Source organism: Vibrio hannami (genome assembly GCF_029589055.1).
In the GTDB taxonomy this organism is placed as follows: Bacteria; Pseudomonadota; Gammaproteobacteria; order Enterobacterales; family Vibrionaceae; genus Vibrio; species Vibrio hannami.
On record NZ_JARQZP010000003.1, the window covers coordinates 525,665 to 538,618 of the forward strand.

The 12,954-nt window shown below is 42.7% G+C and carries 10 protein-coding genes; all 10 read left to right on the top strand.

Annotation, left to right across the window (positions count from 1 at the left end):
* The first annotated feature begins 3 nt into the window (after positions 1-3).
* The 10 genes from P7F88_RS04045 to manA all read left to right on the top strand — a co-directional run bounded on the left by P7F88_RS04045 (position 4) and on the right by manA (position 12,943).
* On the top strand, positions 4-612 hold the full coding sequence (locus tag P7F88_RS04045; protein WP_277822102.1) for a DUF624 domain-containing protein: 609 nt from the start codon (positions 4-6) through the stop codon (positions 610-612).
* Positions 613-616: 4 nt separating this feature from the next.
* Complete coding sequence (locus P7F88_RS04050; RefSeq protein ID WP_277822104.1) at positions 617-1,822, top strand: AGE family epimerase/isomerase; 1,206 nt, start codon at positions 617-619, stop codon at positions 1,820-1,822.
* A gap of 13 nt (positions 1,823-1,835) precedes the next feature.
* The gene (locus P7F88_RS04055; RefSeq protein WP_277822106.1) at positions 1,836-2,918 is read left to right on the top strand and encodes an ABC transporter ATP-binding protein; all 1,083 of its coding nucleotides are present in this window, start codon (positions 1,836-1,838) and stop codon (positions 2,916-2,918) included.
* 228 nt (positions 2,919-3,146) lie between these two features.
* The gene (locus tag P7F88_RS04060) at positions 3,147-4,151 is read left to right on the top strand and encodes a LacI family DNA-binding transcriptional regulator (RefSeq protein ID WP_277822108.1); all 1,005 of its coding nucleotides are present in this window, start codon (positions 3,147-3,149) and stop codon (positions 4,149-4,151) included.
* A gap of 203 nt (positions 4,152-4,354) precedes the next feature.
* A complete protein-coding gene (locus P7F88_RS04065; protein ID WP_277822110.1) occupies positions 4,355-5,719 on the top strand; it encodes a phosphohexomutase domain-containing protein in 1,365 nt (454 codons plus the stop codon).
* Between the two features lie 65 nt (positions 5,720-5,784).
* A complete protein-coding gene (locus P7F88_RS04070) occupies positions 5,785-6,777 on the top strand; it encodes a glycoside hydrolase family 130 protein (RefSeq protein WP_277822112.1) in 993 nt (330 codons plus the stop codon).
* An 83-nt stretch (positions 6,778-6,860) separates the two neighbouring features.
* Positions 6,861-8,033 carry a glycoside hydrolase family 130 protein gene (locus P7F88_RS04075; protein ID WP_277822113.1) on the top strand — a complete coding sequence of 391 codons (1,173 nt, stop codon included), beginning with the start codon at positions 6,861-6,863 and terminating at the stop codon, positions 8,031-8,033.
* A gap of 305 nt (positions 8,034-8,338) precedes the next feature.
* Complete coding sequence (locus tag P7F88_RS04080) at positions 8,339-9,640, top strand: carbohydrate porin (protein ID WP_277822115.1); 1,302 nt, start codon at positions 8,339-8,341, stop codon at positions 9,638-9,640.
* A 59-nt stretch (positions 9,641-9,699) separates the two neighbouring features.
* A complete protein-coding gene (locus P7F88_RS04085; protein ID WP_277822117.1) occupies positions 9,700-11,739 on the top strand; it encodes a methyl-accepting chemotaxis protein in 2,040 nt (679 codons plus the stop codon).
* A 10-nt stretch (positions 11,740-11,749) separates the two neighbouring features.
* A complete protein-coding gene (gene manA, locus P7F88_RS04090; RefSeq protein ID WP_277822119.1) occupies positions 11,750-12,943 on the top strand; it encodes a mannose-6-phosphate isomerase, class I in 1,194 nt (397 codons plus the stop codon).
* Positions 12,944-12,954: the final 11 nt, after the last annotated feature.

The following is a 12,954-nucleotide window of genomic DNA, read 5'->3' on the forward strand; positions in this document are numbered from 1 at the left end:
ACGATGGAAGCAAACTCTCCGCTTATTCTTGCCTGCCGTTGGCTATCACGTCTTGCCACAATGAATTTGTGTTGGATAGCTTTGACACTTGCAGGTGGCTTAGTATTCGGTGTATTTCCCGCGACCGTTGTTGTGTGTATCTTACTTCGGCGTTATCTCAATGGCGCTGGTAGTATTTCATTCAGCGAAATATGGTCTACTTTCAGAGCTGAATTTATATTATCAAATATAGTTGGGTGGGCGATTCTGCTTCCAGTCTATTCCCTAAGTTGGTTTATAAATAAAGGTGTTATGCAGTTTGAAGGGCTACTAGCCATAGTTTTTATTGCAATGATTCCAGGAGTTGTGTTCGGAATAGTATTGTTATTAGCGACAGTAATACAAATGAGTTTTTATAAAACGTCGATAGTGAATAGTATTCAAAACGGACTGCTGCTTTTAGTGAAAGAGATTAAAGTGTTGATGATAAGTGTTCTGGTGTTGTTAGCGTGTGTTTTCGTTAGCTACCTTCTACCTATTTTCAGCCTGTTTTATTTGGTTACTCCAGCCTTAATAGCAGCAATCGCGATGCTTTGGCTGGATAAAGATGAATTTTCAATTGAGGGGGTGTAGTCGAATGGAACTGCATGACTTTAAACAACAGCTTCGCAGTGAAGTGACCAGAAACATTCTTGATTTTTGGTTGGAGTATAAAGATATCGATAATGGTGGCTTTTACTGTTATTCAGATTTTAATGGGGTTGTCGATAAAGAACACGACAAATCCGTTTTGTTGCATTCGAGAATTTTATGGACGTTCTCTTATGCCTATCGAGTTTTGGCAGAGAAAAAATACCTGGACGCTGCAAGGCACTGTTATGACTTTCTTGTCGAAAAGGCGCTGGATCGCGAGCACGGCGGCGTGTATTGGATTTTGGATAAAAATGGTAACGTTGCGGATTCGCAGAAGCATGTCTATAACCAAGGGTTTGCTATTTATGCGCTAAGCGAGTATTTCCTGGCCAGCGGTGACGAAGCTGCTCTGGAGAAGGCAACCGACCTTTTTGGTTTAATCGAAAAGCACGCCTTCGATGATGTAAATGGTGGCTATATCGAAGCATTTGATCGCGAATGGAATGAAATAGACAACCATTTGGTTTGTGATACCGCTGAAGAGGTACTGGCTGAAAAATCGATGAACACGCATTTACACATCATGGAGGCCTACACAACGCTGAATAAAGCTTGGAAATCACCCTTGGTAGAAAGTAGGATTCAGCACTTGCTTGAGTTGATGTGTGACAAAGTTGTTGATGAAAAACTTCACTATGGACTGTTTTTTAGCCGTGATTGGCAGTGTGTTTCGAAGGATGTCTCTTACGGACATGACATTGAAGGAACATGGCTCATGGACGAAGCCGCAGGCGAGTTGAGTGACCGTGAGTTTGCAGCGAAAGTGTTTAGCCTAACCACTCGTATGGCTGATATTACTTTAGAGGAAGGGATCGATGCAGACGGTGCCGTTTTCAATGAGCTCAGAGAAGGCCATCTGATAGATACAGACAGAATTTGGTGGGTACAGGGAGAAGCGATGGTTGGCTTTTTCAATGCCTACCAAAAAGAACCAAAACCAGAGTTTCTGGAGGCTGGACTTCGTTGCTGGAATATCATCCAGACTCAATTAGTCGATAAAGTCAACAGAGAATGGTATTGGAAAACTTACCGAGATGGCAGGCCGTACACCGATACGCCAAAAGTCGAGCCATGGAAATGTCCATATCACAATGGAAGAGCTTGTTTAGAGCTGTATAACCGAATCACTTTACCTGAAAACGCGCTATAACGAGGATCAGATAATGCACGCTGTAGAAGTAAAAAAACTGAATAAAACATTTGGCAAAACCGTTATTCTGAATGACATTGACCTCGAAATGGAGGCTGGTGGTTTTACCGTTCTTTTAGGTCCATCTGGTTGTGGTAAGTCAACTTTGCTCAGACTTATTGCAGGACTAGAGGATGTGACAACTGGTAAAGTTGTTATTGGTGGTAAAGATGTAACCATAGCAGATCCTAAAGACAGGGACATTGCCATGGTGTTTCAGTCATACGCTTTGTTCCCGCACATGACGGTCCGCGAAAATATTGGATTTGGGATGCTCATCAACAAAAAACCTAAAGCAGAGATTGAAGCGAGAGTTCAAGATGTCGCTGACTTGCTGCAAATTGGGCAGCTTTTAGATCGTACCCCTGCGCAGCTATCTGGTGGTCAGCGTCAGCGCGTTGCTATTGGACGGGCGTTGATGCGCGAACCTAAGGTATTTTTGTTTGACGAGCCGCTTTCAAACCTAGACGCTAAGCTTCGTGCTGAGATGCGTTTGGAGCTCAAGAAGCTACACAACAAATTGGACTCAACGATTGTGTACGTTACCCATGACCAAATAGAGGCGATGACTCTAGCGACAAAAATAATCCTTCTGAACAAAGGGGTTCCTCAACAAATCGGTACGCCATATGAAATCTATAATAAACCAGCAAATGTGTTTGTCGCTAAGTTTGTAGGTGCGCCTCAGATAAACCTTCTTAAGGGCCAGCTGCATCAAGAAGGTGAAGAGTGGGGGGTTATGGTAGGTGAAAGTTGGATTCCAGTTAACGGCTATGAGTTTGCTGAACAACCGACACAAGGCAGAAAAGTGTTGCTTGGTATCCGACCAGAGCATGTTACTCAGTCAACTCTCAACAGTCATTACCAAGTAAAGCTTAAAGTAAATGCATTTGAAATGACGGGCTCTGAAACGTTAGCTGAACTGAATATGTCCGATCAGCCTCTTCGAGCGAAACTTGACGCTAATATTCAGATTGAAAACGGCTCGTCACTTCCGCTTCATCTCAATCTTCAGAACGTGTCATTGTTCTGTGCAGCGACGGAAGAACGTATTTAATCTAAGTCACTTTGCCTTTCTTTAAGCTTAACCCTGTTTCAACTCAGATTGACAGGGTTTTTTTATGTCACAAAAAATTGTCATTTTATTCATTTCACTGGGTTCAATTGTTTCAATTGCCTGATATATTTGATTTAGTTAAAACCAACGCAAATAAAATCTTGTGAAATGTTAGGATGAATGAGAGACTTTTTGCAACGTTACGAATTGACTAGGTAAGAGTACGAGATGGCAAAGGCGACACTGAAAACGATAGCGGAGTACACAGGGCTTTCTGTAACGACGGTATCTCGAGCCCTAAAAGATGGGGATGATGTTAAACAACCAACTAAAGATAAAGTTAAAGCTGCTGCTGAAAAACTAGGTTACAGGCCAAACATATCAGGACTTGGCTTAAGAACAGGGATTAACTACAACATATGTGCAGTGTTACCTGTAACAAAACCGGGAGATATTGTTGGTGATGTGGGGACGTTAGCGCTTATCGAAGGGTTAACTGCTGGAATTGCTGGATCGCCTTATCATCTGACTGTATTGCCCCTCGAGCCTGGTGTGGACCCTCTTGCTTCGGTGAAATATGCCGTAGAAAATAGTTCAGCTGGAGGCGTCATTTTCAACCTTACTCAAACTAAAGATGAAAGGGTAACTTATCTTACGGAGCAAGATATACCGTTCGTAACTTTTGGTCAGACGGAAATGACAATAGAACACCCTTATGCTGATATTGATAACTACGATGTCGGTTATCAGGCAGCTACCTACTTATATGAAAGAAAGAGACAGAACATTCGCTTGCTGAGTTCCTCCCAGATATATACGTATTCGTGGCATAAGTATTATGGTGTAAAAAGGGCATCAATGGAGCATGGGTTAGAGTTCTCAAAGCAGAGTATTATCTTTGACACTGATGTGGTCGATTATCGCAAAATGGCTTATGAGCTCATGAAAGGAGATAACTCGCCTGACGGGGTTATTTGTGGATCTGAGATTTCGGCTCTCGGTATTATCGCTGGTATTCAGGATGCTGGGAAAATGATCGGCGTTGACATCGATGTTATTGTTGTTGAAACGTGTGATCTTCCAAGTTTCTTTATGCCTCCGGTTCCTGGCTTAAGACAAGATTTCCATAGTATCGGCCGTAAGCTTTCAAATTTCTTAGTCCGGAGAATTGAAGGGGAAGAAAATATTGAGAGTTTGCAATATCTAGAAAAAACAACATTCCATGCTCGTTGAGGCTTGGCAAGTATTTCAAACGACTTCCTTGGACTTGGTCTTCAACAGTGAAGGGGGCTTGTTAGCGCTCTTCACGTCAAATGATAGTTTCGCTCCAAAATACAACTGATATCACAGTTATTGATCGCTTTCTTTATTAATACTTGAAAATAAAGTTGCTTAACATAAAAATGGTAACGTTACGATTTTATAGGAAGGCACAAATGAGGATTACGACTACGGCGTTTAAAGCCTATGATATCCGCGGAAAATTACCCGATGAACTGAACGCTACTGTAGCGTATAGCATAGGAAGAGCTTTTGCCGATTACATCAAACCAAAAAAGGTGGCGGTGGGGTATGACATACGCTTGAGCAGTGAAGGGTTAGCCGAAGCTTTATCGCAAGGGCTTATTGATGGTGGAGCTGAAGTTCTGGATTTGGGTCTTGTAGGTACTGAAGAGGTTTACTTCGCTACTGACTATCTAGAGCTTGATGGTGGCATTATGGTAACGGCTAGCCACAACCCAAAAGAATACAATGGCATGAAGCTGGTAAGGGAAAATGCGAAACCTATTAGTGGTGATACCGGTCTAAATGAAATCAAAGACCTTGTTGAATCTAGGAACTATGAGCCTTCAAACGATACTCTTTTATACGGGAATAAATCGCAACGTTACGATGTGTCGGGCGAATATACGAAGCACCTCATGAGTTTTCTGGATAAGCAGGCTTTGTCACCTCTTCGAGTTGTGGTGAATGCAGGGAACGGTGCGGCAGGGCATATGGTAGATAACTTAGAACCTTACTTACCATTCGAGTTTATCAAGATTAACCACAATCCTGACGGTAACTTCCCGAATGGAATCCCTAATCCTCTTTTGCCTGACAACAGACAGGTTACGATTGATGCTGTGATCGAACACAACGCAGATTTTGGTGTCGCTTGGGATGGCGATGTTGACCGTTGTTTCTTATTCGACGAAAAAGGGGCGTTCATTGAGGGTTATTACATTGTTGGATTGCTTGCGCAAGCGTTCTTGAATAAAAATCCTGGGGCTAAAATCATCCATGATCCTCGTTTGACCTGGAACACTATCGATTTAGTCGAAAGTATGGGTGGAACCGCTATTCAAAGTAAAACGGGACATGCTTTCATAAAAGAGAGAATGAGAAGTGAAGATGCAGTCTATGGTGGAGAAATGAGTGCTCACCATTACTTCAGAGACTTCGCGTACTGTGATTCAGGCATGTTGCCGTGGCTTTTGATTGCCGAGTTAGTGGCGAACAAAGGAGTACCTCTTTCTCACTTTGTTAAAGCGCAGCAAGAAAACTTCCCTATTTCCGGAGAGATTAATAGAAAGATCGATAATGCCACTGTAGCTGTAGAAAAGGTTTGGAGCTTCTACTTTGAGAGTGCGTTAGAAACCGAAACCGTCGATGGGATCAGCATGAGTTTTGCTGACTGGCGTTTCAACTTACGTTCATCGAATACCGAGCCAGTAGTACGCCTAAATGTAGAGTCAAAAAACAACCCATCGCTTGTAAAAGAAAAAACTAAGGAGATTCTGGACCTTCTGGAGTCTTAATTAATTTGAAGCTTAGGTGGCCGAGTGTGGCTGCATATAAAGAATATCACGACTGGAGAAAAATAATGTCTGTAAAAATTATTGGTGAATCAATCCCAAACATGCCTTGGCAGGACCGTCCTCAAGGTGAAGAGGGTGTCATGTGGCGTCACAGTGAAAACCCAATCATTGGTTGGAACCCTTTCCCGGCAGCTGCCCGAGTATATAACTCTGCGGTAGTGCCTTTTGAAGGTGCTTTCATTGGTGTTTTCCGTTGCGATTACAAAAATGGTCGTCCACATCTTCATGTAGGTCGTTCGGGTGATGCACTTAATTGGGAGTTCGACCATAAGCCTATCGAGTGGAAAGATCAGAACGGAAATGACTTCCAGCCATCATATGCTTATGACCCACGTGTCGTTAAGATTGAAGATACGTACTATGTAACCTGGTGTACGGATGATCATGGTGCGACACTCGGTGTTGGTATGACCAAAGATTTTAAAACCTTTACAAGACTTGAGAACGCTTGTGTGCCGTTTAACCGAAACGGCGTTATGTTCCCTCGTAAGATAAACGGTCAATTTGTAATGTTAAATCGTCCTTCTGATTCAGGGCATACTCCTTTTGGTGATGTGTTCCTGAGTCACTCGAATGATATGGAGTACTGGGGCAAGCACAGACATGTCATGGGTAAGGGTGGCAACGGTTGGTGGCAGGGCACTAAGATTGGCGCTGGACCTATCCCAATTGAAACTTCGGAAGGTTGGTTAATGATTTATCATGGCGTGTCTGGAACATGTAATGGGTACGTGTATAGCTTTGGTGCCGCGCTACTAGATATCGATGAGCCATGGAAAGTCTTGTATCGTACTCGTGACTACATATTAACACCTGAAAAAGATTACGAAACAACAGGGTTTGTGCCTAATGTGGCATTCCCATGTGCTGCACTTGCGGATGCAGATACAGGTCGAATTGCGGTTTATTACGGTGCTGCAGATACTTATTCAGCTGTTGCTTATACGACAGTCGATGAACTAATGACTGAGTTAAAAACAAAGTCAGAAGTATTTTAATAGCATCTTAAAAACGTAACGATACGCTTTTGGTTTAAATAATCTAAAATCATTGAGGGTAAGGTTAAAACCTTACAAAAAATATGACGATATTTAATGATCGATTAAAGTTACTTAAAGAAAACTTTAATTTAAATGCTTCGAAAAAGAATGAAGCCGTTGTTCCTGGAAATGGAATATTTCTTCGCTACAAGAACCCTGTTCTGACAACAGAGCATGCTCCAATTTCATGGCGTTATGACCTGAATCCTGAAACGAATCCGTATCTGATGGAAAGGCTAGGGATCAATGCAGTTTTGAATCCTGGTGCGATTGAGCTCAATGGGAAATTTTATCTGGTTGCTCGTGTCGAAGGGCATGACAGGAAATCGTTTTTTGCTGTGGCGGAAAGTGATAACGGGATTGATGGTTTCGCTTTTTGGGATAAGCCTTGTGTGATTCCAGAGACAGAGAATCCAGATACCAATGTTTATGATATGCGTTTGGTAAAACATGAAGACGGCTACATTTATGGTTTGTTCTGTACAGAACGAAAAGATCCGTCAGCAGCGCCTGGCGATGAGTCAGCAGCTGTTGCTCAATGTGGAATTGTTCGTACTAAAGACCTATTAAACTGGGAGCGTTTACCCGATCTGAAAACTCAATCGGCTCAGCAGCGCAACGTGGTACTTCATCCAGAGTTTATTGAAGGTAAGTATGCTCTTTACACCAGGCCGCAAGACAGCTTCATAGAAGCTGGTTCTGGTGGTGGTATAGGTATGGGCTTCACTGAGTCTATGGATAACGCTGTGGTAGATATGGAATATGTTATCGATCCTAAGACTTACCACACGATCAAAGAGTCTAAAAATGGACAAGGACCGGCTCCAATTAAGACGGAGAAGGGCTGGCTGCATGTGGCTCATGGGGTTCGTAATACCGCTGCTGGTTTGAGGTATGTCCTATACTGCTTCATGACCTCATTAGATAACCCAATGGAAGTGACTCATAGACCTAGTGGCTACTTCCTAGCTCCTGAAGGTGAAGAGCGTGTTGGTGATGTTTCAAATGTAGTGTTCAGTAACGGATTGATTGCAAGGGACGATGGTCAGGTATTTATTTACTATGCTTCATCGGACACCCGATGCCATGTTTTAACGACCACAGTGGAACAGATGGTTGATTATGTCGTCAATACTCCTGAAGATCCGTTAACGAGTGCAGGTTGTGTATCTCAGCGGATTGAGCTGATAGATAAAAACAAAAAGTTTTTGTAAAAATAATATTAAAGGAGCAGGTGTAAACCTGCTCTTTTTGTTTGAATTTCGTGATGAGTTTCTTATTAATTAAAGATCTGTACGAATAATCCTCATTAAATTCTCCGTTATTTATCAATAAAAAGATCCACGTCTCAAATTAGTAAACAGAATTGAAAAAGCTCGTTCAAATACGATCTTGATCGTAACGTTACGATAAAAATGGATCTACAATGAGTTCGTTGTCATCGAGAGGCCAATTGAATTGGGTTTCGGGCAAACGTAAATGGAAATCTCTCAATCTTAACGATAAGAAGAATGCAAATATGAAAAAATCAATCTTTGTGAAATCTACCTTAGCAGCACTCGTTCTTTCTTCTATGTCTGCAATGGCTGCAGACCAGGATTTTGAAATGCATGGCTATGCAAAAAGTGGCCTTCTGCTGAACAGTGATGGAAATCGTTCTAACTCATTAGGCTTGTTTACTAACTATGGTAAGTTCCGTTTGGGTAACGAGCAGAACACGAAAATCGAGCTTCTACCTACTATGAAGTTCACGACTGATTCAGGTACGTGGGCAAAGTTCAGAGCAAACCTTACACATGAAACAAACTGTACCGCTGATTGGAACTGTACTGACGCTGATGGTCATGATGCTCAGTTCCGCGAAGGTTATGTTGAAATGGGTAACTTACCGTTTGCTCCAGACGCGGTTTTCTGGGCGGGTAAACGTTACAGCAGCTCAAATACATCTAACCACCAGTATGACTGGGAATATGTTCAGTACAACGGTACCGGTGGTGGTGTTGATAAAATCGATGTTGGTTTTGCAAAAATGGATGTAGGCCTATATGCCTTCATGCCAAGTGACAGAAACAACGAAGCGCCGGTTGATGATGCACAGCAAGGCTACCCAGACGACCTTTCTCTTAACTTATGGCTTAAAGGCATTGCTGGAACGGGTTTAGATCTTCAGTTTGTGGCTCACAAAATGAACGAGCATAGTTGGCACGCAGGTGCTGCAGAAGATGGTATTGGCCTAACGGCGATGTATAACTTCGATGGGTTTTACGGCATTACAGGTGGTTACTCTCGAATTGTTGCTCAGTATGGTCAGGGTCTAGCGGCGGGTGATTCCCTCGGCAAAAACGGTTGGGGCTTTGCGAACACTGAAGATACAACCTCTTCACGTATCGTGTTTGATGGCCTAGCAAATGTTGCTCAAAACTGGGAAGTGTCGACGTTCGCATTCTATCAGACTGACTCTGATTATGCTCCTTGGTCAGATTGGTCATCTCCTTCGACAAAAGGTTCTGACCGTAACATCTGGGCTGTTGGTGTTCGTCCTCACAACCAAATCACTGAAAACTTTGCGATGCAATATGAAGTTGGTTATGAGTACATTGATGAGAAGAAAGATGGTGGCGCCGAAGGTGGCCTGTTTAAGGCAACTATTGCACCAACAATTATGCTCGAAACCGGATTCTGGGCTCGTCCTCAAATCCGAGTATTCGCTACTTATGCTCAATGGGATGACGATGCAGCAGCAAAACTGGACTCGGGTTATACACGTGACGGTGCAACGGACGTGTTGAACTTCGGTGTTCAGGCTGAAGTTTGGTTCTAAGAATAATTCATCATTTAGGCGGGAGCATTTGCTCCCCCTAATTGTATCAGGAGAAGCTTATGAGACTTGTAGTTCAAATAGTCTCAGCATTTGTCACCATCTTAGTTACTTTTGCAATAGCAAACGGAGTTACACTTGTATACACGGACAGTGCAGAAAACGAGATAGAGACTGCATTTGCTGAGAGTCAATCACTGACTGAAATGATTGGTGATCTCAGAGAAGAGGTTAAAACAACACAATTACTTATTTCAGAAGCCTTGCGGGAGAAAAATCTTAGTGAAGCTACAATAGCGCAACAACTCGCTACTGCGGAACTTGCACGCGTTACCAACCTTTTTTATCAATCGATAGAATCTGTTTCTCTTCCTGCCTCTAGGGTGAACGAGCTAAAACAAGATTTATCTGATTTTTCTCAGTCATCAAACTCAATTTTTTCACGTCATCTACAGTCGATAGAGCTTAAGCAGCAGCTTTACCAACTTCGTAATGAACTTAACAATCAAACAGAAACATCTGACTCTATATTATCTAGGGTAACAAAGCGTGCAGATGAGTTTTTACGCAAGGACATCGATACCTTTATCGAGAAGCGGGATGCTTCTCTCGATGTACTAACCAGGACGTTTTTTGTGACTACAAAGCAAGAAGTCGAGGCGAATGTCGCGTTTTTAATGCAGCAGAAAACAGATATCGTGGAGGAACATTCCTATTTGTTGGAAGACGTGCCTGAACTTAGCTCAGAACCTGACTACCTAGAGGCAACTAAGTTGTTTGAGACTCTGATGTACGGTCAAAACAATTTACCTCAACTTTTGCTTGCTCAGCAGAGCCTCGAGAGTGAGATATCTAGTCTTCTTGAAGAGAATCGCGAACTTAACATGCGACTGAATCAACATGTTTCTACGTTATTAGATTTAGGACGCTCGATAAGCACCGGTAAGCAAGAGAGCATTATTAAAGCACTGGATACAATCATTCAAATCCAGGTGGCCGCTCTACTTTTCTGTTCATTATTGGTTGTTGTTGTCGCTGTCTATCTGACAAGAAAGATTAAAAAACCACTTAATTACAGCCTTAAGGTTATTAATGGGTTGGCAGAGGGAGATTACAGCCAGTCTGTCGAGAAAAAGGGGTGGTCTGCTGAGTTCTCTCAATTGACAGCAAGACTCGACAATGTCATTGCAACAAACCGCTCATTGATCAGAGGAGTCAAGCTAAATAGCGATGAAATATATAGTCAGAGCAATCAAAACTCAGCGTTAGCGGATCAGGTAAAAGAGCTTAACGATGAACAGATGTTCGCTATTGAGTCTATTTCTGGTGCTGTTGAGCAGCTAGAGGTCGTGAGTCAGCAAGTTCAAGGTGCGACCCAGTCCAGTCTCGAGCATTCTCTTGAAATAGACAGTTTAACTGAGAGTGGAAATCACTACCTCGAACTAAACACTCAAGGTAGTGAGAAGCTGAAACAGACACTAGAGAAAAGTAGCAACGTTATAGGCATGGCTTCTGAGAGAAGTGAAGAAATCAGTCAAATAATCTCGGTTATTAGTGATATTGCCAGTCAGACCAACTTACTTGCGTTAAATGCAACAATCGAAGCCGCTCGGGCTGGTGATGCCGGAAAAGGATTTGCTGTAGTTGCGCAAGAAGTGAGTAACTTAGCAAAGCGTACCACTCAGGCGACGGAGCAGATTCATTCAATGATTACAGATTTACAGTCTGTGAGTCGCAGTGCTGTTGAGCACATGAATGAGTGCGAATCAAAAATGACTGAGAATATGGAGTTTGTAGGAGCTTCAAGAAAGAGCATGGATACCATCCGTGGATACATCGAAAAACTCACTCAGGAGTCGGGCGTTATTTCCCAGTCTGCAACAGAGCAGTATCAGGCTTGTTCAGATATTTCGTCGTCTTTATCAAATATCGCAATAACTTTTAGATCGAGTCTGGAAAAACTGGATGAGGTCAGTCAGAACAGTCAAAAGCTCACGCAGCTCTCTACAGAGCAGCAAGGTGAGTTAGAACAATTCAAAACAGAAAAAACAGCGACAGTACAAATAAATAATAAGCCTATCGACAATGGGCTAGTCGCGTGAGGAGATATTTATGTTAGAAATCAAAGGTGTTACTCAGAATTTTGATTGGGGTGGCTATCACTATATCCCAATGTTAACCAACGCCAGGGCCCTGAATAACAAGCCTTCGGCAGAGTTTTGGCTTGGAGATCACCAAAACGGTTCGTCTCGCCTGGTGGATGGCTCGTTATTATCAGAGTGGATAAAGCTCAATCCGGAGTCTAGGCTAGGTGCTGCGTCAATAAAAAAATTTGGAGAGCGACTTCCTTTCTTGTTTAAGGTGCTTGATGTTCGACAACCACTATCAATACAGGTTCATCCTAGTCTTCAACAGGCCAGGGATGGGTTCGCTTACGAAATCAAGAATAATGTGCCAGCAGATGAGCGAAACTACCGAGATGACAATCACAAGCCAGAGTTGATGCTGGCGTTATCGGATTTTTATTTACTACACGGGTTTCGTTCCGAGGAAAAGGTTGTTGAACAGTTTAATAGAATCATAGAGTTAGAACCTTTGGTTCACATTTACCAAGAGAAAGGTATTGAACGATTTGTGTCGTTTATTTTTGATTTGTCTGAAAGAGAGTTAAGCATCATCGTTGAACCGGTAGTTGAACGCTATCGGGAGGCTTATCTTCAAAATGAAATATCAAAATCAGAGCCGTTATTTTGGTTTATGCGTTCCGCTATTCGGGCGGAAAACGAAGGGCAACCTCGCGAGGCAGGCTTGCTGATGATATTCGTGCTGAATTTAATGTATGTACCTAAAGGCAAAGTGGTGTATCAGGATGCCGGTATACCTCATGCGTACCTTGAAGGGCAAAATATTGAATTGATGGCAAATTCAGACAATGTGTTGCGTGCAGGGTTGACAGCTAAGCGGGTCGATGTTCGAGAGTTGATAAAAGTATGCAGTTTTGAACCAATCACCCCCGAAACAGTGACTCCGGTTGAAATTGGTAATAATGCAACCGATTTCCCCGTGCCATCAGATGACTTTCAGTTAAGAGAGTATCGATTGGAGGCTGGAGAATCACTTACAACCCCCCCGGATAATGGGCCTTGTATATGGTTTGTACTGAGTGGGGAATTGAAGTTTCATAACCAGCAACATTTCTCTGGTTCGGCTAGTGCCTTTTATCAGCGTCCTGGTGAAGTAAATGAGTTGACGGCAAAAACCAGTGTTTTGGTTTATCGCGCTTCATGTCGCTTATACGATCAATAAAAGAGGTATGA

What these genes read in the sequence shown, in the direction of transcription:
- P7F88_RS04045 (WP_277822102.1), top strand. Translation starts at nt 4, where the DNA reads ATGGAAGCAAACTCTCCGCTTATTCTTGCCTGCCGTTGGCTATCACGT.
- P7F88_RS04050 (WP_277822104.1), top strand. Translation starts at nt 617, where the DNA reads ATGGAACTGCATGACTTTAAACAACAGCTTCGCAGTGAAGTGACCAGA.
- P7F88_RS04055 (WP_277822106.1), top strand. Translation starts at nt 1,836, where the DNA reads ATGCACGCTGTAGAAGTAAAAAAACTGAATAAAACATTTGGCAAAACC.
- P7F88_RS04060 (WP_277822108.1), top strand. Translation starts at nt 3,147, where the DNA reads ATGGCAAAGGCGACACTGAAAACGATAGCGGAGTACACAGGGCTTTCT.
- P7F88_RS04065 (WP_277822110.1), top strand. Translation starts at nt 4,355, where the DNA reads ATGAGGATTACGACTACGGCGTTTAAAGCCTATGATATCCGCGGAAAA.
- P7F88_RS04070 (WP_277822112.1), top strand. Translation starts at nt 5,785, where the DNA reads ATGTCTGTAAAAATTATTGGTGAATCAATCCCAAACATGCCTTGGCAG.
- P7F88_RS04075 (WP_277822113.1), top strand. Translation starts at nt 6,861, where the DNA reads ATGACGATATTTAATGATCGATTAAAGTTACTTAAAGAAAACTTTAAT.
- P7F88_RS04080 (WP_277822115.1), top strand. Translation starts at nt 8,339, where the DNA reads ATGAAAAAATCAATCTTTGTGAAATCTACCTTAGCAGCACTCGTTCTT.
- P7F88_RS04085 (WP_277822117.1), top strand. Translation starts at nt 9,700, where the DNA reads ATGAGACTTGTAGTTCAAATAGTCTCAGCATTTGTCACCATCTTAGTT.
- manA (WP_277822119.1), top strand. Translation starts at nt 11,750, where the DNA reads ATGTTAGAAATCAAAGGTGTTACTCAGAATTTTGATTGGGGTGGCTAT.